Annotated in this window: 17 protein-coding genes; 12 read left to right on the plus strand and 5 right to left on the minus strand. The window is 69.9% G+C overall.

All coding sequences use genetic code 11. The annotated features are described in order from the left end of the window. Positions 1-328: 328 nt before the first annotated feature. Positions 329-703 carry a VOC family protein gene (locus tag ACGF4F_RS37120; protein WP_357443046.1) on the plus strand — a complete coding sequence of 125 codons (375 nt, stop codon included), beginning with the start codon at positions 329-331 and terminating at the stop codon, positions 701-703. Positions 704-774: 71 nt separating this feature from the next. Here ACGF4F_RS37120 and ACGF4F_RS37125 read toward each other — a convergent pair whose 3' ends face one another. Beyond that, a complete protein-coding gene (locus ACGF4F_RS37125) occupies positions 775-1314 on the minus strand; it encodes a carboxymuconolactone decarboxylase family protein (protein ID WP_393085167.1) in 540 nt (179 codons plus the stop codon). A 289-nt stretch (positions 1315-1603) separates the two neighbouring features. After that, entirely contained in the window at positions 1604-1888 is a 285-nt protein-coding gene (locus ACGF4F_RS37130; RefSeq protein WP_357443051.1) for a heavy-metal-associated domain-containing protein, read from the minus strand. Positions 1889-2129: 241 nt separating this feature from the next. Here ACGF4F_RS37130 and ACGF4F_RS37135 point away from each other — a divergent pair, with 241 nt between their 5' ends. The 4 genes from ACGF4F_RS37135 to ACGF4F_RS37150 all read left to right on the plus strand — a co-directional run bounded on the left by ACGF4F_RS37135 (position 2130) and on the right by ACGF4F_RS37150 (position 6734). After that, complete coding sequence (locus tag ACGF4F_RS37135) at positions 2130-3551, plus strand: MFS transporter (RefSeq protein WP_393085171.1); 1422 nt, start codon at positions 2130-2132, stop codon at positions 3549-3551. Positions 3552-3791: 240 nt separating this feature from the next. Continuing rightward, entirely contained in the window at positions 3792-4823 is a 1032-nt protein-coding gene (locus ACGF4F_RS37140; RefSeq protein WP_357443057.1) for a M14 family zinc carboxypeptidase, read from the plus strand. Between the two features lie 166 nt (positions 4824-4989). Next, positions 4990-5364, plus strand: coding sequence for a helix-turn-helix transcriptional regulator (locus ACGF4F_RS37145; protein ID WP_357443060.1), 375 nt, complete (start codon positions 4990-4992; stop codon positions 5362-5364). Further along, the gene (locus ACGF4F_RS37150) at positions 5361-6734 is read left to right on the plus strand and encodes a permease prefix domain 1-containing protein (RefSeq protein ID WP_393085175.1); all 1374 of its coding nucleotides are present in this window, start codon (positions 5361-5363) and stop codon (positions 6732-6734) included. The genes ACGF4F_RS37145 and ACGF4F_RS37150 overlap by 4 nt, the downstream gene beginning before the upstream one ends. A gap of 103 nt (positions 6735-6837) precedes the next feature. On the opposite strand, the gene ACGF4F_RS37155 is transcribed toward ACGF4F_RS37150, so the two are convergent. Next, the gene (locus tag ACGF4F_RS37155; RefSeq protein WP_393085200.1) at positions 6838-8664 is read right to left on the minus strand and encodes an AMP-dependent synthetase/ligase; all 1827 of its coding nucleotides are present in this window, start codon (positions 8662-8664) and stop codon (positions 6838-6840) included. A 352-nt stretch (positions 8665-9016) separates the two neighbouring features. Between ACGF4F_RS37155 and ACGF4F_RS37160 the strand changes: the two genes are divergently transcribed. Next, the gene (locus ACGF4F_RS37160; protein ID WP_393085178.1) at positions 9017-10105 is read left to right on the plus strand and encodes an aromatic acid exporter family protein; all 1089 of its coding nucleotides are present in this window, start codon (positions 9017-9019) and stop codon (positions 10103-10105) included. A 31-nt stretch (positions 10106-10136) separates the two neighbouring features. On the opposite strand, the gene ACGF4F_RS37165 is transcribed toward ACGF4F_RS37160, so the two are convergent. Beyond that, positions 10137-10874, minus strand: coding sequence for a GntR family transcriptional regulator (locus tag ACGF4F_RS37165; protein ID WP_357443071.1), 738 nt, complete (start codon positions 10872-10874; stop codon positions 10137-10139). Between the two features lie 166 nt (positions 10875-11040). On the opposite strand from ACGF4F_RS37165, the gene iolC reads away from it, so the two are divergent. Genes iolC through iolD form a run of 4 tightly spaced genes read left to right on the plus strand, consistent with a single transcriptional unit; the run spans position 11041 to position 15780 of the window. Then, a complete protein-coding gene (iolC, locus tag ACGF4F_RS37170; protein ID WP_393085182.1) occupies positions 11041-12018 on the plus strand; it encodes a 5-dehydro-2-deoxygluconokinase in 978 nt (325 codons plus the stop codon). Then, the gene (locus tag ACGF4F_RS37175) at positions 12015-12914 is read left to right on the plus strand and encodes an aldolase (RefSeq protein WP_357443077.1); all 900 of its coding nucleotides are present in this window, start codon (positions 12015-12017) and stop codon (positions 12912-12914) included. Before iolC ends, ACGF4F_RS37175 begins: the two co-directional genes overlap by 4 nt. Beyond that, on the plus strand, positions 12911-13837 hold the full coding sequence (gene iolB / locus ACGF4F_RS37180; RefSeq protein ID WP_393085185.1) for a 5-deoxy-glucuronate isomerase: 927 nt from the start codon (positions 12911-12913) through the stop codon (positions 13835-13837). Before ACGF4F_RS37175 ends, iolB begins: the two co-directional genes overlap by 4 nt. Beyond that, entirely contained in the window at positions 13834-15780 is a 1947-nt protein-coding gene (gene iolD, locus ACGF4F_RS37185; protein ID WP_393085188.1) for a 3D-(3,5/4)-trihydroxycyclohexane-1,2-dione acylhydrolase (decyclizing), read from the plus strand. Before iolB ends, iolD begins: the two co-directional genes overlap by 4 nt. Positions 15781-15853: 73 nt before the next feature. Here iolD and ACGF4F_RS37190 read toward each other — a convergent pair whose 3' ends face one another. Next, positions 15854-17128, minus strand: a complete 1275-nt coding sequence (locus ACGF4F_RS37190) for an APC family permease (protein WP_393085191.1) — start codon at positions 17126-17128, stop codon at positions 15854-15856. 62 nt (positions 17129-17190) lie between these two features. On the opposite strand from ACGF4F_RS37190, the gene ACGF4F_RS37195 reads away from it, so the two are divergent. Together ACGF4F_RS37195 and ACGF4F_RS37200 are read left to right on the plus strand one after the other, a co-directional pair. Further along, the gene (locus ACGF4F_RS37195; protein WP_393085194.1) at positions 17191-17964 is read left to right on the plus strand and encodes an ArsR family transcriptional regulator; all 774 of its coding nucleotides are present in this window, start codon (positions 17191-17193) and stop codon (positions 17962-17964) included. A gap of 13 nt (positions 17965-17977) precedes the next feature. Next, on the plus strand, positions 17978-18373 hold the full coding sequence (locus ACGF4F_RS37200; protein ID WP_393085197.1) for a VOC family protein: 396 nt from the start codon (positions 17978-17980) through the stop codon (positions 18371-18373). The last annotated feature ends 224 nt before the right edge of the window (positions 18374-18597 follow it).

The following is an 18597-nucleotide window of genomic DNA, read 5'->3' on the forward strand; positions in this document are numbered from 1 at the left end:
GGGCGCAGGATTCCACTTCCACGCCCACGCGACCCCACCACGGTGGGAAACGATCCCGGAAACCCAATCCGACTCAGGATCACTAAGCTGATCAGGGACGCTCTGGTGGGCTGCCCTTCCATGGCCGCCCTTGCCGACGAGCGGGAACCGGGCGGTGCCGGCCGCGTACGCGATTCGTCGCGGGCGATGACGAGGGCCACGATCGTTGCCATGACCGGGTCGCAGAGGTTCGCCAGAGCGTGGGGTTGTCGGTGGCGGTACCGGACCCGGACAAAGCGGAACCGTGCCGGCCTGGTGCTGGTTACGCTGTCGCAGGAGGTGAGCCATCATGTTGACAGACGCACCGGTGCAGGCGGCCATTCCAGCGGGCGACATGGAACGGGCCAAGCACTTCTATCGCGACACGCTGGGCCTGACGATTTCGCGGGAAGCCGAGGACGCCGTTCATTTCGAGTCCGGTGGAACGCAGTTCTTCATCTATCCCACCTCCAATGCCGGGCAGGCGCCCCACACGCTGGCGGCCTGGCTGGTCGCTGACCTCGACGCCCAAGTGGCGGACCTGCGAGGGCGCGGCGTGACGTTCGAGGAGTACGACATCCCTGGGCTCAAGACCGTCAACGGCATTGCAGAGTTGCCGACGATGCGTGGCGCCTGGTTCAAGGACAGCGAAGGCAACATTCTCGCCGTGAGCCAGCCCCGCTGAGGGCAATGAGTTCTGCCTGCTCAGGGCGCACCTCAACCCGCTCTGACAGCTCTGTGTCCCCGGTGCGGGGCCTAGACCTGGCGGCCGTAGGTGACGGTTTCCCGGACGAGCCGCGGCGCCTTCTCCCCAAGCTGCGGATCAGGCCGTGCTCCGAGCGCGTCGTTGATGGTGGAGAACGCCAGCCGGAACGCGATCCAGGTCGTCGCCTCGAAGATCTCCTGGTCGTTGAGGCCCGCGTCGCGTAAACGCTCCACGTGGGCCTCGGTTGTGGCATTCGGATCCTGGACGACCTGGCGGGACCAACCGGCGAGTGCGGCCTCCCGCTCGGACAGGTCACTGTCCACGCCTTGCAGCACCCTTGCGGCGGTCGCCTCGTCACTGAGTTCGGCCAGCCTGGATCCCCACGCCAGCGCACAGTAAGCGTCGCCGCGGGCAGCGGCGGTGGCAGCAACCATCACGGCTACTTCCCTCGGCGACAGGGCTGAGCCGGCCAGGAGATCGGCACGCACGGCCTGGAAGGATGCCAGCACGTCAGGGCGCCAGCACCAGACCCGAGTGAGGTTGTTGACGTAGCCGTCGGAGGTGACATCGGCCTCGTAGGCGGCGGCCACCGCCGAACTCTTCGGCGGGTCAGTGAGGAACGCAGCTGGGCGGTTCATAGGGTCAGCGTGCTGCATTCAGCGACCACCCGAGGACCGATCAACGACAGCTTGGAAGTCACCTTCTTGTCCCACTGTCGCCGCAGCTGTTCAGGTGGGCTCGTAGTTGGTCATCGGTGGACTCGACCAGGAAGCTGCCGTAAATCGTTGGCGGTCAGGTCGGTCTCCTCGTACCGGGACGGATGGCAGGCCGCATCCCCAGGGCGCCAGACGGTGCCGCAGGGATGCGCGTGCCTGCGGGTCAGTCCGCGAGCTGGTAGCCGGCCCGCTGCACGGCGGCGCGGACCTCGGCGGTGTCCAGCGGCTTTTCGCTGAGGACGGTGATGCTGCCCGCGGCCACGTCGGCCTGCACATCGGTCACGCCCGTGATCTCGGAGATGTGCCCGGTCACCTTCTTGGCGCAGCCGCCGCAGGTCATACCCGACACCTGATAGGTGCTCCGGGGTGCCGCACCGGTGTCGGCGGCCGCAGGGCCGCTGTCGATCGTGACGGTGCCGCAGCCGCAGTTCGATTCATTGCCGCACATGTGGATCTCCTCCGTGTCGGATGCCGTGGCGGTGCGCCAGGCGGCCGCCCAAGCGATCGGGCCAGCTGCCCGTCGGCCAGCGTTCTGAACATACCCCTCACCGGTATCCGTATCAAGACCTCGGCAGGCCCCCATGCCCTGCAGCAGATGTAAGCCGATACCACTTGACGAACCATACGGGTGGGGGGTAGAAAAACTCCGCTACCGATACCCCCTAGGGGTAACCGAAGGAGTAATCATCATGTCATCTCAATCGAAGCGCTGGTGGGCCCTCGGGCTCATCGCCCTCGCCCAGTTCATGGTCATCATGGACACCTCGATCATCGGCGTCGCACTACCACGCATCCAGGCGGATCTCGGCTTCTCACCCGAGAACCTGTCCTGGGTCTTCAACGCCTACGTCGTCGCGTTCGGCGGCCTGCTCCTGCTCGGCGGCCGACTGTCTGATCTCCTCGGCGCCCGACGCATGTTCGCCGCAGGCTGGCTCATCCTGCTCATCGGCTCCACCGTCGCCGGCCTGGCCGACAGCGTGGCGGTCGAGCTCACCGCCCGTGCCGTACAAGGAGCCGGTGCGGCCCTCATCGCCCCGTCCGCGCTCACCCTGCTGATGACGCTGTTCGGGGCTGAACCCAAGGAACTTACCCGCGCTCTCGCCCTCTACGGAGCCGCGGCACCCGCCGGCGGCGCCGCCGGCGTCTTCCTCGGCGGTGTCATCACCGAATACATCAGCTGGCCCTGGGTCTTCTACATCAACATCCCCATCGCCGTGCTCGCGCTGGTGGCCACCCCGGCGCTGATGCCCGCCGGCGGCACGCGTAAGGGGTCGCTGGACATCTTCGGCGCCCTCACGGTGACCGTCGGGCTCGGCGCGGCCGTCTACGGAATCGTCCGGGCCCCCGAGGTCGGCTGGGCCTCGGGGCAGACCTGGCTGGTCCTCGCCGGAGCCGTCGTCGCCCTGGGCGCGTTCGTCGCCATCCAGGCGGCCCGCCGCGAGCCGCTGATGCGACTGTCGATCTTCCGCGCCCCGAACCTCGCCGCCGCCAACGTCGCCCAACTGCTGCTCGGCGCGGCGTGGATCCTGATGTGGTTCTTCCTCAACCTCTACCTGCAGCACGTCCTCGGCTACCGCGCCTTCCCCAGCGGCGCCGCGCTGCTGCCGATGACGATCCTCATCATGATTGGCATGATCGCGCTCGCCCCGCGGGCCATCGCCCGGTTCGGCACGAAGCCCATGGTGGTCACCGGCCTCGCGGTTCTCGCCGTCGGGCTCGGCTGGCTCGCCCTGGTCCGCCCGGACGGCAGCTTCGCCGTGGACGTCCTGCCCGCCTCGCTGGTCGCGGCGCTGGGCATGTCCCTGGCGTTCATCCCGTCTCTCGGCACGGCGATCTCCAGCGCCCGGCCTGAGGAGGGTGGCCTCGCCTCGGGCATCGTCAACACCAGCTACCAGGTCGGCTCCGCGCTTGGCCTGGCCGCCATGACCGCGGTCGCCTCCTCCGCCGGAGCCGACCAGCTCGGCGACCTGCCCGCCCTGACCGACGGCTACTCCGCCGCCTTCGTCGGCGCCGGGATCATCGCCGCCGCGGGCGCCGTCACCGCCGGTCTCACGCTGCGCGCGGCGAAGCGGCGGCAGGTCGACGCCGCCGAGCCGGTGCCCGCGGGCTGACCCGCACGGGAACCATGGCCGGCATGGAACGCCGGTGGGTCAGCCAGATTCTGGCTCGCCCACCGGCGTCAACCACGCGACCGGTCCCCGTATGTCCGAGGTCTTCGAGGTCCTTCGGCAACCCTGCTAACCCGATCCCTTGGCAAAGACAAGACTTGTTCACGGCGGTGAGGCCGGGATACGAAGGCGTCAAGTCACCAGCCACTGTGACTCGCCTCCAACCGATCGCAAGGAGCATCGATGCGTAGAAGCCTCGCGGCGCTCGCCACGGCCGGTCTGCTCGCCACCGTCCTGACCGGCGCCCCGCCGGCCTCCGCCAGCCCGACACATCTGCCAGGCGGTCCATGCCTGCAGCCCAGCCAGAATGTGAGCCTGTCCAGCGTCGCCGGTTACGACGATGTCCGTCAGGTGCTCGATCGGATCGAGCGGACCAGCCGGGGACTGGTCCGGGTCGACTCGGCGGGGACCTCCGGCGAGGGGCGGGAGTTGCTGTACGCGACGGTCGGCAGCGGTCCGATGACCTTCTGGCTGCAGGCGCGGATCCACGGCAATGAGCTGCACAGCACCGAGGCGGTGCTCCAGATCCTCGATCACCTCGCCAGTGGGTCCCCGGAGGCACGACTGATCCGCGAGAAGCTCACCGTCGTGGTGATCCCGATGTACAACCCCGACGGCTCCGAGGCGAACATCCGGCAGAGCACGACCCCCAACCGCGTCGACCTCAACCGCGACTGGGAGAACTTTGCCCAGCCGGAGTCCGCCGCCTTCTGGCGGCTGTGGCGCCAGGTGGCCCCGCAGCTGGCGCTCGATCTGCACCACATGGGCCAGGCTCCCGTGGTCGACGGCACCGACCAGCTCAACCAGTTTCAGATCGGCGCCCGGTCCATCGACCCGTCACGGATGACGGCCGAGCAGTGGCTCACGAACCGCCAGATGGCCATGGTGAGCGTCGACGCACTCAGCCGCTACGGGCTCGCCAACGTCGCGCACTACCCGCTGATCGACATCACCAACGCCGTGCTCAGCCGCATGCTCCTGGGCGGGACGGCTCCCGCGGGGGAGCAGCCCGTGGCGCAGGCACCCACCCGGGGCGCCATCTTCTACGAGGTCCGCTCCGTCGGCCAGAAGAGCAACGGCCAGCTCGAAAACCTGTTCCGGATTCCGACCATGGCGGTTCTGCGGGCCGCCGCTGACGGATCCTTGACGTCGTACGACGTCTCCCGGTACGCCAACCTGCCGTTCGCCAGCCAGGGGTCGTGCGGCCAGGTCTGACAACGCCGATGCCGCGGTGGGCCCAGGTCCGGCCGGGCCCACCGCAGGCGCGTCGGTCCGCTCCGCACCCGTCGATCCATTTACTGGCGGCCCGAGTTCCCTGCGCCTGCCCATACCTAGAGCTACTATGCATCATAGTCCTAGGGTGTGAGCTCAGGGAGGTCTCGTGAGGGTCACCAAGGATCTCGTCGCTGCCTCGGCGACACCGATGGTGCTGGGCATCCTCGCCGAGGGGGAGAGCTACGGCTACGCCATCCTCAAGCGGATCAACCAGCTGTCGGGTGGAGAGCTGGACTGGACCGAGGGACTGCTCTACCCGCTGCTGCACCGGCTTGAGCGCCTCGGGCACGTGGAGTCGAGCTGGCAGTCGGTGGCTGGGGAGCGACGGCGCAAGTATTACCGCATCACCAACAGCGGCCTGGCCGAGCTTGCCGAGCAACGCCGCCAGTGGGACACCGTCGTGGACGCGCTCAAGCAGATCTGGCTCGGCCCCGGCGACTTCCGGCCGTTGACAGCGATCCCGCTGGAGGGCCAGGCATGACAGCGCCGGACGGCCAAGACGAACTGGAGGCGCAGTTCGCTCAGTGGCGCCAACACGTACAGCGCCGCTCCGAGCTGAAGCAGTCCGACGCCGAAGAGCTCGAAGACCATCTGCGGGGTTCCGTCGACGAGCTCATCGCCGTTGGCCTACGTGCCGACGAGGCGTTCCTCGTCGCGGTCAAACGCATGGGTGGCCTGGACGAGTTGTCCCGCGAGTTCGCCCGGGAGCATTCGGAACGGCTCTGGAAGCAACTGGTGCTGACCGGCGAGACCGGCGGTCCGGCGGCGGACACCGGGTCGCGGCGCGACCTGACCGCGATGGTCATCTGCGCGGCGGGCGCGGCAGCGTCGATCAAGGTGCCGGAACTGTTCGGGATGAGGTTCGAAGAGGACGCCGCGTTCTATGGGCCCAACTTCAGCGTGCTCGCGCTGCCCTGGCTGGCGGCCTTCCTGGCCTGGCGTCGTCACGCCGGGAAGGCGCTGATCGGGCTACTGCTGGCGTTGTTCGCCCTCGGCGCCGTGGCGGCCAACGTCTATCCGCTCGCGGAGAACTCCCAGTCGGTGGTCCTGACCAGCATCCATCTCCCCATCGCCCTGTGGATCGTGGTCGGTCTGGCCTATGTGGCCGACGATCTGCGCTCGTCACGCCGGCGGATGGACTTCATCCGCTTCACCGGCGAATGGTTCGTCTACTTCGTCCTCATCGCCCTCGGTGGCGGCGTGCTGATGGCATTCATGGTCGGGACCTTCAAGGCCATCGGGATCTCCCCGGAAAACTTCATCTCGCAGTGGCTTCTGCCCTGCGGCGTCGTGGCCGCGGTGGTGGTGGCCGGGTGGCTCGTCGAGGCCAAGCAGAGTGTTGTCGAGAACATCGCCCCAGTGCTCACGCGGCTGTTCACCCCGCTCTTCACCGCCGCGCTGCTGGCCTTCCTCGTTGCCCTCGCCTGGACCACCGCCGGCATCAACGTCGAGCGGGAAGCGCTGATTCTGTTCGACCTCCTGCTGGTCGTGGTGCTGGGGTTGCTGCTCTACTCGATCTCAGCCCGCGATCCGCTCGCCCCGCCCGGCCTGTTCGACAAGCTGCAGTTCGCCCTCGTGGTCAGCGCGTTGATCATCGATGTGCTGGTGCTGGTGGCGATCACCGGGCGCATCACCGAGTACGGCACCACACCCAACAAGGCGGCGGCGCTGGGGGAGAACGTCATCCTGCTGGCCAATCTCGCCTGGTCGGCGTGGCTGCTGCTGGGTTTCGTCCGCCGGCGCACCCCGTTCGCGGCACTCGAGCGCTGGCAGACCAGCTACCTACCGGTGTACGCCGCGTGGGCCTGGATCGTTGTCCTGGCCTTTCCCCCGTTGTTCAGCTACCTCTGACATCACCACGGCTCTCGGCCACCACCGCCATCCCACCGAGTCCAGGCATCGCCCTCCGGGCACGGGCACGGCACCGGATTACGGGGTCAGTCGGGGTTCGGGGTCAGTGGCCGCGGTAGAGGGCGTCGATGTCGGCGGCGCGGTGCCGCTGCACCACCTCGCGTCTGATCTTCAAGGTGGGGGTGAGCTCACCGTTGGCCTCGGTGAAGTCGTCGGGCAGGATCCGGAAGGTCTTGATCGCCTCCGCGTGGGAGACCGACCGGTTCGCCTGGTCGATCGCGGTCTGAATCTCGCCGCGCAGGGCGGGGTCTTCGCGCAACTCCGCCACCGAGGCTCGTGGGTGACCGTGCGCCTCGCGCCACCGGGACCACGCCTGCGGGTCGATGGTGACCAGGGCGGCGACGTACGGCTTGCCGTTGCCGGTCAGCATGGACTGGCTGACCAGCGGGTGTGCGCGGACCCGGTCCTCGATCGGGTCGGGAGCGATGTTCTTTCCCTCAGCGGTCACCATGATCTCCTTTGTGCGCCCGGTAATCCGCAGGTAGCCGTCGTCGTCGAGGCTGCCGAGGTCGCCGGTGCGGAACCAGCCGTCGGCGGTGAACGTCTCGCTGGTCGCGGCCGGGTTGTTCCAGTACCCCTGGAACACGACGTCGCTGCGGACGAGGACCTCCCCGTCGTCGGCGATGGCCAGTTCCACGCCGGGCAGCGGCCGGCCGACGGTGCCGATCCGCATCCCCGAGGGCCGGTTCACCGCCAGCGCCGGGGACGTTTCCGTCAACCCGTACCCCTCCAGGGTGGTGAGGCCGGCGCCACGGAAGAAGTGCCCGAGTCGCTCACCGAGGGGAGCCCCGCCGACGACGGCGAGACGGCAGCGGCCGCCGAACGCGGCCCGCAGCTTCCGGTAGACCAGCAGGTCGAAAAGACCGCGCCGCAGCCGGAGGCCGATCCCGGGGCCGGACGGCGTGTCGAGCGCCCGGCTGTACCCCACCGACACCCGGTCCGCGACGTCGAACAGCCACCCCCGATGCTGGTCGGCGGCCTTCTGCCGCGCCCCGTTGTACGCCTTCTCGAACACTCTCGGTACGGCCAGGACGAACGTCGGTTGATATCGGCGAAGCTGCTTCAGCACGTCGTGCGCGTTGGGGCTGGGCACCATCGTCGCCCGGGTCTGCACCGTGGCCACCTGGACCAACCTGGCGAAAGCGTGCGCCAGCGGGAGGAAGAGGACTGTCGACGCCGCCTGGTTGAACAACTCCGGCAGCGCGGCGACCGCGTTGCCGACGTCGAGGTGAATGTTCCGGTGCGTGAGCACGCAGCCCTTGGGTCGGCCCGTGGTCCCGCTGGTGTAGACGATCGTGGCCGGGTCCGCGCCCGACACCGCGGCCCGCCTGCGTTCGACCGCCTCGTCGTCAACGGCCCGGCCCTGCTCCGCCAGCTTGATCAGGTCGCCGGAGTCGATCTGCCACACCTGGCGCAACTCCGGCAGCCCGCCACGTACGCCGGCCAGCAGCGCGGCGTGGTCCGCCGTCTCCACCACGCACCCCACCGCGCCCGAGTCGGCGAGGATCCAGGCCAGCTGCTCCGCGCTCGACGTGTCGTACACCGGAACGGTCACCGCGCCGACCGTCCACACCGCGTAGTCGACCAGGGTCCACTCGTACCGGGTACGGCTCATCAGGCCCACCCGGCTCCCGGGCGTCACGCCGGCCGCGATCAGCCCGCGAGCCACGGCCAGCACGTCGTCGCGGAACTGCCGGCAGGTCACCACCGCTGGATCACCGGACGAGCGCGGCCACGACCGGGCGTCCGGGTCAGGGCGCCGGAACTGCACCGCGTCCGGCTCCTGCCGCGCGTTGTCCCACACCACGTCGGCCAGCCCGACCGACTCCCCGCCTGTGATCCTCGGCTCCACCCTGACGTTGCGCCGCATCACGCCCCTCAGCTCTCCACCGATGCGATGTCGCTGCCCGCGCCGACCATCTGCATTGCCTGCCCTTCCCCGGGCGGCTACCGCGCGATTGCCCGAGGCGTCCGGCGGCAAACGGCCCACGACATGATCCGCACGGCCGCCGTCAGCCGCCGGGACGGATTTGCCTCGGGCTGGGCCAGGCTGGCGGGCCGCACGCGCGCCGACCAGCCACCGGGTGAATGACACCCGATACGGCCGGGATTATCTCCAGCACCAGTGGGAAGCCCATGACATGGCCTCTCCGGACGATCGCGGCCGGGGAAGATCGGGCCGTCCCGCCGAGCGTCTCGGCCGGGCCCTGTGGCTGCCGGCCGTGCGCCACTTTCTCGCCACCCGCCAGTTGGCGGCCATCGCGCTGCTCTCCGTCCAGGCCGGGCTCGCCACGGCCGCCGCGTGGCTCATCGCCACACATTTCCTCGGCCGTGAGGCGCCGGTGTTCGCACCTGTGGCCGCGCTCGCCACGATCGCCGCTGCCACCGGGCAACGCACCAGACAGGCGGTGGAACTGCTCGTCGGGGTGGGGCTGGGCATCACGGTGGCCGACGCCCTGCTCTATCTCGTCGGTAGCGGAGTGTGGCAGATCTCGGTTGTTGTCTCCAGTTCCATCGCGCTGAGCATGCTGGTCGCCGGCCGCAGCGGTGCCATGGTCAGCCAGGCCGGCGCGACCGCCACGCTGTTCGCCACCCTCGCCGGGAATCAACGCAGTCTCGAGCTACCCCGCATCATCGACGCCGCTGTGGGCGCCTCGGTCGGCTTCCTCGCCGTGGCACTGCTCCTGCCCTTGGACCCGTTGCGGGCCGTCGACCGCGCCGCCAGACCGTTCTTCACCGACCTCGCCGCCGCAATCCACACCACCGCCCAGGCCCTGGCCACCGGCGACCGGAACCTTGCCATGCGGGCCCTGAACAGCCTCAACACGATCGACACCGACAGCACGCGCCTCAACGAAGCCCTGCGAGCCGCTGACGAGGCCGTGACCATCGCCCCCTGGTGGCGCCACCGGCGCCACCGCTACCAGCAGTACCGGGCGGCCTCGGGTCAACTCGACGCCTTCGCCATCGACATCCGAGTGCTGGCCCGCCGGGTCGCCACCCTGCTCGAATATCACGAACCCGTTCCGCCCCCGCTGCACCAGGCCGTGGACACCCTCGGCGACGCGCTGACCCACCTTCATCGCGCGTGCGTCACCGCCACGGCAGCAGGACAGACCCGCCAGGCCGTCCTCGAAGCCGCACGCCTGGCCGGACACGCCAGCAGACACCCAACCTACGCATTCGGTGAGACTGTCGTCCTCCAGATCCGCAGCGCCGCCAGCGACCTGCTCCGTGCCACCAACCTCACCCCTGAAGAGGCCAACCACCTCGTCCGTAACGCCGCCACCGAGCCCGACACCGAGCGGTAGGCGGACAGAGCGGGCCAGCTGAAGCCCCGCGTCAGCGCTGGTCGATCATGACGTCGATGCTGTAGTCCTGCGCTCGGTAGCAGTGATCGCCGTACTCCACCGGCGCGCCGACCGCGTCGAACGCGCTGCGCGTCATGGTGAGCACGGGCTCCGCGGGCCGTAGCTGGAGGTGGCGGCGTTCCGCCGCGTCCGGCATGCGCGCGCCTATCGACTGGTGTGCGACGACGGGACGCACGGCGCGCTCCCGTAGCACAGCGTACAGGCCAGCTGCTTCAAGATCGTCCTTGTCGATGTCGGTGTACGGCGGTGGCAGCCAGTTGCGGAGGATGGCCAGTGGTCGACCGCCGGCCAGCCGCAGGCGGACGATGGCGAGGAGTTCGGTATCGGCGGGCAGGTCGAGCATGCCGGCTATCTGCTCGTCCCGCTTCAGCTCGTGCTGCAGGAGGATGGTCTCGGGCTGGACGCCCTCGCGCTTGAGGTCGTCGTAGAGGCTGGTGAGTTCGGCGCGTCGGTGCACCTTGCGGTTCGCGACCGTGGTGCCCAGCCCCCGCCGTCGTACGAGGAAGCCGCGGTTGACCAGCTCCAGGATGGCGCGCCGCACGGTCGGGCGGGACAGGCTGAGCCGCGTCGCGAGCGCGATCTCGTTCTCGAAGGGGTCGCCGGGTCGCAACTGGCCCGTGGCGATGGCGTTGCTGAGCTGCTCTGCGAGCTGGTGGTAGAGCGGCACGGGGGAGGAGCGGTCGATCGTCACGCCAACTTGAATTGCCACGGCCGCACTCTACACCTGCCTTGATAGTAAGACAGCACGTAACTATGTCAGAACAAACTCTTGACAGAACTTTTACCCCCAGGCAGGCTCTCGGGCAACGTTGCCGGCTCGGCCAGGGGCCGCCTAGCGGGCCGGGGCATACCTCCATGCACGGGATGGGATACGGATGCGCATCGGGCGTGGCGTGAAGGCGTACGACCTGGTGGCGATGGGCCGGACCGGGGTCGACATCTATCCGCTCGACCACGGCGTGGGGCTTGAGGACGTCGAGCGGTTCGAGAAGTTCCTCGGCGGCAGCGCGACCAACGTGGCGGTGGCCGCGGCCCGGCACGGGCGACGGACCGCCCTCGTCACCCGTACCGGCCGCGACCCCTTCGGCCGGTACATCCACCGCGCGCTACGCGGGTTCAACGTGGATGACACCTTTGTCACCGAGGTCGACGGCCCGCCGACGCCGGTCACCTTCTGCGAGATCTTTCCCCCGGATGACTTCCCGCTGTACTTCTACCGCTATCCGGTCGCCCCCGACCTGCTGATCGAACCGGACGAGATCCCGCTCGACGCGATCCGCGACGCGGCCGTCTACTGGAGCACGGTCACCGGCCTGTCGCAGGACCCGTCCCGCTCGGCGCACTTCGCCGCCTGGCGGGCTCGCGGCCGGCGGGCGCACACCATCCTCGACCTCGACTACCGGCCGATGTTCTGGTCGAGCCCCGAGGAGGCCACCGCCCAGATGGGCGAAGCCCTGCGGCACGTCACGGTCGCGGTGGGCAACCGCGAGGAGTGCGAGATCGCGGTCGGTGAGACCGACCCGCAGCGCGCCGCCGACGCCTTGCTGGGCATGGGGGTCGAGTTGGCCATCGTCAAGCAGGGCCCCAAGGGCGTCCTCGCCGCGACCACCACCGAGCGCGTCGAGGTGCCGCCCGTACCCGTGGCGGTCGTCAACGGCCTCGGCGCCGGCGACGCCTTCGGCGGCGCCCTCGTCCACGGGCTGCTCAGCGGCTGGGAGCTGCACCGCGTCCTGCGGTTCGCCAACGCGGCGGGGGCCATCGTCGCATCCCGACTCGAATGCTCCAGCGCCATGCCGACAACAGCCGAGGTCGAGGTGCTCCTCGGCGACCGGGAAGAGGAGGTGGCACGATGATCACGACCTCGATACGACCTCGTATCCGTGAGCTGACCGAGGTCCGGGTGCGTGAGCCGGAGCGGATCGCCGCCGGGTGGGCCGCCCGCAGGCGTCGCGACCTGGTGGGCCCCGACGGCCAACTGCTCATCGTGGCCGCGGACCACCCCGCCCGCGGCGCCCTCGGCGTACGGGACAACCGCCAGGCCATGGCGTCCCGCAGCGAGTTGCTGGAACGCCTTGCCACCGCGCTGTCCCGCCCCGGTGCCGACGGGGTGCTCGGCACCCCCGACATCCTTGACGATCTGCTGCTGCTCGGCGCGCTCGACGACAAGATCGCCATCGGCTCGATGAATCGGGGCGGCCTGCAGGGCTCGGTCTTCGAGTTCGACGACCGGTTCACCGCCTACAACGTCGCGGAGATCGCCGCCCGAGGACTCGACGGGGGCAAGATGCTCACCCGGATCTGCCTCGATGATCCGGCGACACCGGCAACCCTCGAGGCGAGCGGCCGGGCGGTCACGGAACTGGCCGGGCGTGGCCTGATGGCGATGGTGGAGCCCTTCCTGTCCGTCCGCGTCGATGGCCGGGTCCGCAACCTGCTGGACCCCGAATCGGTCATCGCCTCGATCCACATCGGCTCAGCGCTCGGGGCGAGCAGTCAGCACACCTGGCTGAAGCTGCCGGTCGTCGACGACCTGGCCCGGGTCATGGACGCCACGACCCTGCCGACTCTCCTGCTCGGCGGCGATCCGAGCGGCCGCCCCGACGAGACGTACGCCGCGTGGGGCGCGGCGCTCGACCTGCCCCCGGTGCGCGGACTGGTCGTCGGGCGCGCGCTGCTCTTCCCACCGGACGGCGACGTGGCGGCGGCCGTCGACATCGCCGCGGGCCTCGTCCACCGGCAGCCCTCGTGAGCACGACCAGCCGCTGGGTCCACCGCTACGGCACAGCCGGAGCGGGCGACTTCCAGGTGGCGATCACGGACGCCCTGGACGGGTGGGAGCACACCAGCCTCCGAGTAGCCACGCTGCCGCCGGCCGGTCAGGCCGACCTCGCCACCGGCAACAGCGAGATCATCGTCGTACCGCTGCGCGGCGGCCCGGACGTGGAGGTCGTCGACCACCACGGCGCACGGCACGAGGTCCGGCTCACCGGCCGGGAGAGCGTCTTCACCGGCCCGACCGATGTGTGTTACGTACCCCGGGAGGCGCGTCTCACGGTGCGCAACCCGGGCGGCCTGCCGGCCGTGGTCGCGCTGGCGGGGGCGAGGGCGACGAAGCTCGCCGCACCGCTGCCGGTGTGTCACCTGACCGCCGCCGACGTACCCGTTGAACTCCGCGGCGCCGGCATGGCCTCGCGCGAGGTGCGCAACTTCGGCATCCCACAGGTGCTGGACGCCGACTCGATCATCGCGTGCGAGGTCGTCACACCGGCCGGCAACTGGAGCTCCTACCCGCCGCACAAGCACGACGAGGAGCGCGACGGTGTGGAGACCGAACTCGAAGAGATCTACTACTTCGAGGTCCGGACCGAGGCCGGCGGCACGCCGGTCGACGGCGCCGACCCGGTCGCCTACCAACGGGTCTACGGCATGCCGCAGCGTCCGATCGATGTCCTCGCCGAGGTCCGCTCCGGTGACGTGGTCCTCGTACCGCACGGCTGGCACGGCCCGGCGATGGCCCCGCCCGGCTACGACCTCTACTACCTCAACGTGATGGCCGGCCCCGGCGCCACCCGGACCTGGCTGATCTGTGACGACCCGGCCCACGGGTGGGTGCGCCAGTCATGGGCTGGACAGGCCGTGGACCCGAGACTGCCGATGGGAGGGCCTCGATGACCGCGAGCGCCACGACGATTCGCCTGACCGTCGGCCAGGCCGTCGTACGTTTCCTCGCCAACCAGTGGAGTGAGCGCGACGGCGTACGCCAGAAGCTGTTCGCCGGCTGCCTCGGCATCTTCGGCCACGGCAACGTCGCGGGTCTGGGTCAGGCCCTGCTGCAGAACGAACTCGCCGGCGGTGCCGAACACCTGCCGTACGTGCTGGCCCGCAACGAGCAGGCGATGGTGCACCTGGCGGCCGCCTACGCCCGACAGAAGGACCGCCTCCAGACCTGGGCCTGCACCGCGTCGATCGGCCCCGGCTCCACCAACATGCTCACCGGCACCGCACTGGCCACCGTCAACCGCCTGCCGGTGCTGCTGCTCCCGTCGGACACCTTCGCCACCCGGGTGTCCGAGCCGGTACTCCAGGAACTGGAGGTGCCCTACGGCGGCGACCTCACCGTCAACGACGCCTTCCGTCCGCTGTCCCGCTTCTTCGACCGGATCAACCGGCCCGATCAGTTGCCCTCGGCCCTGCTGGGGGCCATGCGGGTGCTGACCGATCCGGTGGAAACCGGGGCGGTGACGATCGCGCTGCCGCAGGACGTGCAGGCCGAGGCGTACGACTGGCCGCTGGAACTGTTCGCCGAGCGGGTCTGGCGGGTGGCCCGGCCCCCGGCGGAGGCAGCCGACATCGCCGACGCCGCCGCGATCATCCGGTCGGCCCGCCAGCCGTTCATCGTCGCCGGCGGCGGGGTGCACTACTCCGGTGCCGAGGCGGCGCTGCGCGCGTTCTGCGAGACGACCGGCATTCCGGTCGGCGAAAGCCAGGCCGGCAAGGGCTCACTGCCACACGGTCACCCGCAGGCGATGGGCGCCGTCGGATCGACCGGCACCACCGCCGCCAACGCGCTCGCCCGCGACGCGGACGTCGTCATCGGGATCGGCACCCGCTACAGCGACTTCACCACCGCCTCGCGCACGGCCTTCCAGGACCCGGCCGTCCGCTTCGTCAACATCAACGTCGCCCGCTTCGACACCGGCAAGCACGCCGGTCTGTCGATCGTGGCCGACGCCCGGGAGGCGCTGACCGCGCTCGGCGCGGCCCTCGACGGGTATGCGGTGGCCCCCGAGCACCGGCAGCGGCAGGCCCGCCTGTGGCGGGACTGGGACGCACGGGTGGAGGCCACCTACCACCCCGGTCCGGAGGTCGTGGACACCCTCCCCGCCGGCGTGCTCACCCAGGGCATGGTGCTGGGCCGGGTCAACGAGCTGTCCGACCCCCGGGACGTGGTGGTGTGCGCCGCCGGCTCCATGCCCGGCGACCTGCACAAGCTGTGGCGGGTCCGGGACCGCAAGGCTTACCACGTCGAGTACGGCTACTCGTGCATGGGCTACGAGATCCCCGGCGGCATCGGGGTACGGCTGGCCGACCCCGACCGGGACGTCTTCATCCTGGTGGGCGACGGCTCGTACCTGATGATGCCGACCGAGCTGGTCACCGCGGTCCAGGAACGTGTCAAGGTCATCGTCGTCCTGGTCCAGAACCATGGCTTCCACTCCATCGGTTCGCTGTCGGAATCGCTCGGCTCGCAGCGGTTCGGCACCCGGTACCGATACCGCGACGACGCCACCGGCCGCCTCGACGGCGCGAAGCTACCGGTCGACCTCGCCGCCAACGCCCGCAGCCTCGGCGCCACCGTCATCGAGGTGCGCAGCCCGGAGGAGCTCGACCAGGCGATCAAGGACGCCAAGGCCATCCCCGCCGACGGCGGACCCGTCGTCATCCACGTCGAGGCCGACCCCACGGTCCACGCCCCCGACAGCGACTCCTGGTGGGACGTACCGGTCAGCCAGGTCAGCGAACTCGACAGCACCCGGCAGGCGTACCAGAGCTACGCCGCGCACAAGGCCACCCAGCGCCCCCACCTGGCGCCGACGGAGAGGACACCTCGATGACCAAGCCGGCGAGCCGCGACGACTCCTGAGCCTGCCCGGGCCCGGTGAACCGCCCGAACGCGGGATCGGCCAATCAGGTCGGTCGGACGGTGAGGGCCAGGCGTAGGCCGCGATAGAGCAGGCCGACGGCGAAGACGGCCAGTCCGGCGAGTACGGCGGTGATCGGCAGCGCGGCGACCAGGATCACGCAGCCGAGGGCGCCGAGCAGCTGCAGCGGGCGCGGAAAGCGGCGCTGTTCCGGGGGCTGGGTGAAGGCCGAGATGTTGGCGATGAGGTAGTAGGTGAGCACGCCGAAGGACGAGAAGCCGATGACGTTGCGCAGGTCGGTCATGAGCACTAGGACCCCGACGGCGGCGGCAAGAGCGATCTCGGCGTGGTGCGGCACCCGGAACCGCGGATGTACGGCGGCCAGCCAGCTCGGCAGATCGCGTTCGCGGGCCATGGCCAGGCTCGTACGTCCAACACCGGCGATCAGAGCCAGCAGTGAACCCAGCGCCGCCGCGGCGGCACCGATGCGTACGATCGGTGAGGCCCAACTCCAGCCGGCGGCCTGCACCGCGGTAGCCAGGGGCGCGGCAGATTGGGCGAGCCGGTCGGGACCGAGCACCAGCAGCAGGCTGAGCGCCACCGTGAGGTAGATGGCCATGGTGATGGCCAGGGCGAGCACGATCGCACGGGGGATCGTGCGTCGTGGGTCACGGACCTCTTCACCCATGGTGGCGATGCGTGCGTAGCCGGCGAAGGCGAAGAACAGCAACCCGCCCGACTGCAGGATTCCGTACCATCCGCCGGACGGTCCCGCCCAGCTCGACAGGTGGGACCAGGTGTCCACTCCACCGGCTACGTTCAGCGCCACCGCCAAGCCCAGGACCGCCAGGACAATCGTGACCAGGACGCGGGTCAGTCGGGCGGTGCGGGTAACGCCCCGGTAGTTGACGGCCGCCAGGCCGATCACTGCGGCGAGGGCAACCGGCCGCTGCCATCCGTCGGGCGCGGCGTATTCGGCGAAGGTCAGGGCAATGGCCGCGCAGGAGGCTGTCTTGCCCACCACGAATCCCCACCCGGCGAGGAAGCCCCACCAGTCGCCCAGCCGCTCGCGCCCGTAGATGTAGGTCCCACCGGAGGTCGGGTACACCGCGGCCAACTGTGCGGAGGAGGTCCCATTGCAGTAGGCCACGACCGCCGCCAACGCCAGGCCGATCAGGAGGCCGCTGCCGGCCGCCTCCGCGGCGGGTGCGAAGGCGGCGAACACCCCGGCACCGATCATCGACCCCAGGCCGATGACCACCGCGTCAGAGGTGCCCAACCGGCGGGCCAACGTCGTGGGGTGGCCTGGGCTGTCCGCCACCTGCAGCGCCTACCTCTCCGCGCGACTATTAGGTCAAACTGATTTGATGTATTCTGCTGACCATGGCGTCGTCGAGTCAAGCCACCCCGGCGTTCGTACGCCTGGCGGCCCATCCGCTGCGGTGGCGGCTGCTGACCGAACTCGCCGACAGCGACTACCGGGTCCGGGAGTTGGCGACGCGGGTCGGTGAACCGCAGAACCTGGTCTCCTACCATCTGCGGCTACTGCGTGACGGCGGGCTGGTCACCGCCACCCGCAGCAGCTTCGACGGCCGCGACAGCTACTACCACCTGGACCTGGATCGCTGTACGGACGCGCTGGCCGAGACCGGTGCCGCGCTGCACCCTGCGCTGCGCCGGGCGCCGGCACCCCGCAGATCGCCAGCTGGCCTGCAGCGCTCGCCTCGAGTCGGGGTGCTGTTTGTGTGTACCGGCAACAGCGCTCGCTCGCCGATAGCCGAGGCCCTGCTACGCCACCGCACCGGCGGCCGGGCCCTGTCGGTCAGCGCCGGCAGCCACCCCAAGTCCCGCCTTCATCCCAACGCCGTACGGGTGCTGCACGACCAGCTCGGTATCGACATCACCGGCCAGCGCCCCCGGCACTGGGACACGGTGACCGGTCGCCGGTTCGACTACGTGATCAGCCTGTGCGACAAGGCCCGCGAGGTCTGCCCGGACTTCCCGGACCATCCCCGGCGGGCGCACTGGAGCATCCCCGACCCCGCCGCGGCCGGCGACACCGACCAGGCCGGCTACCCCGCCTTTCAGCGCACCGCAGCCGACATCGACACCCGTATCAGGCACCTGCTGTCTGTCCTTGGCACCCACCGGCCTTGAAGGAGGATCAACCGTGACCGCAGCCAGCCAGTACGCCAGCGTCCGCTACGTCGTTGATGACGTCCAAGCGGCCATCGACTTCTACACCACCCATCTCGGCTTCACCCTGAACGCCAGTGCCGCGCCCGCCTTCGCCGACGTGGTACGCGGCCCGCTGCGACTGCTCCTGTCCGGGCCAGCCAGCTCCGGCGCCCGCGCCACCCCGGCCGACGCCACCGCCGCCGGGCGTAACCGCATCCACCTGACCGTCGACGACCTGGACACCGAGATCGACCGACTGCGCGCCGCCGGCCTGCCATTCCGCAGCGATCTGGTCAGCGGCCCCGGCGGACGTCAAATCCTGCTCACCGACCCTGCCGGCAACCTCATCGAACTGTTCCAACCCGCCCACCGCCCGGACGCATCCTGACCGCCTCATCGCCGTCGCGCAGTGGCCAGTGTTCAGGCCGTGGCGGGCATCCACCCCTTGAGCAGCGTGGGGTCGGCGACGCCGGACTCGACCCGATGACGCTCCTCCGCGGTCAGGCTGAGTTGCCGAAGCGTCCCTGATCAGCTTAGCGATCCTGAGTCGGATGGGGTTTCCGGGATCGTTTCCCACCGTGGTGGGGTCGCGTGGGCGTGGAGGTGGAATCC

The sequence above is a fragment of the Micromonospora sp. NPDC047740 genome, assembly GCF_043204735.1.
GTDB lineage: Bacteria > Actinomycetota > Actinomycetes > Mycobacteriales > Micromonosporaceae > Micromonospora.

Coding starts and splice junctions, on each gene's coding strand:
- ACGF4F_RS37120 (WP_357443046.1), top strand. CDS start 329: ATGTTGACAGACGCACCGGTGCAGGCGGCCATTCCAGCGGGCGACATG.
- ACGF4F_RS37130 (WP_357443051.1), bottom strand. CDS start 1,888: ATGTGCGGCAATGAATCGAACTGCGGCTGCGGCACCGTCACGATCGAC.
- ACGF4F_RS37135 (WP_393085171.1), top strand. CDS start 2,130: ATGTCATCTCAATCGAAGCGCTGGTGGGCCCTCGGGCTCATCGCCCTC.
- ACGF4F_RS37140 (WP_357443057.1), top strand. CDS start 3,792: ATGCGTAGAAGCCTCGCGGCGCTCGCCACGGCCGGTCTGCTCGCCACC.
- ACGF4F_RS37150 (WP_393085175.1), top strand. CDS start 5,361: ATGACAGCGCCGGACGGCCAAGACGAACTGGAGGCGCAGTTCGCTCAG.
- ACGF4F_RS37155 (WP_393085200.1), bottom strand. CDS start 8,664: ATGCGGCGCAACGTCAGGGTGGAGCCGAGGATCACAGGCGGGGAGTCG.
- iolC (WP_393085182.1), top strand. CDS start 11,041: ATGCGCATCGGGCGTGGCGTGAAGGCGTACGACCTGGTGGCGATGGGC.
- ACGF4F_RS37175 (WP_357443077.1), top strand. CDS start 12,015: ATGATCACGACCTCGATACGACCTCGTATCCGTGAGCTGACCGAGGTC.
- iolD (WP_393085188.1), top strand. CDS start 13,834: ATGACCGCGAGCGCCACGACGATTCGCCTGACCGTCGGCCAGGCCGTC.
- ACGF4F_RS37195 (WP_393085194.1), top strand. CDS start 17,191: ATGGCGTCGTCGAGTCAAGCCACCCCGGCGTTCGTACGCCTGGCGGCC.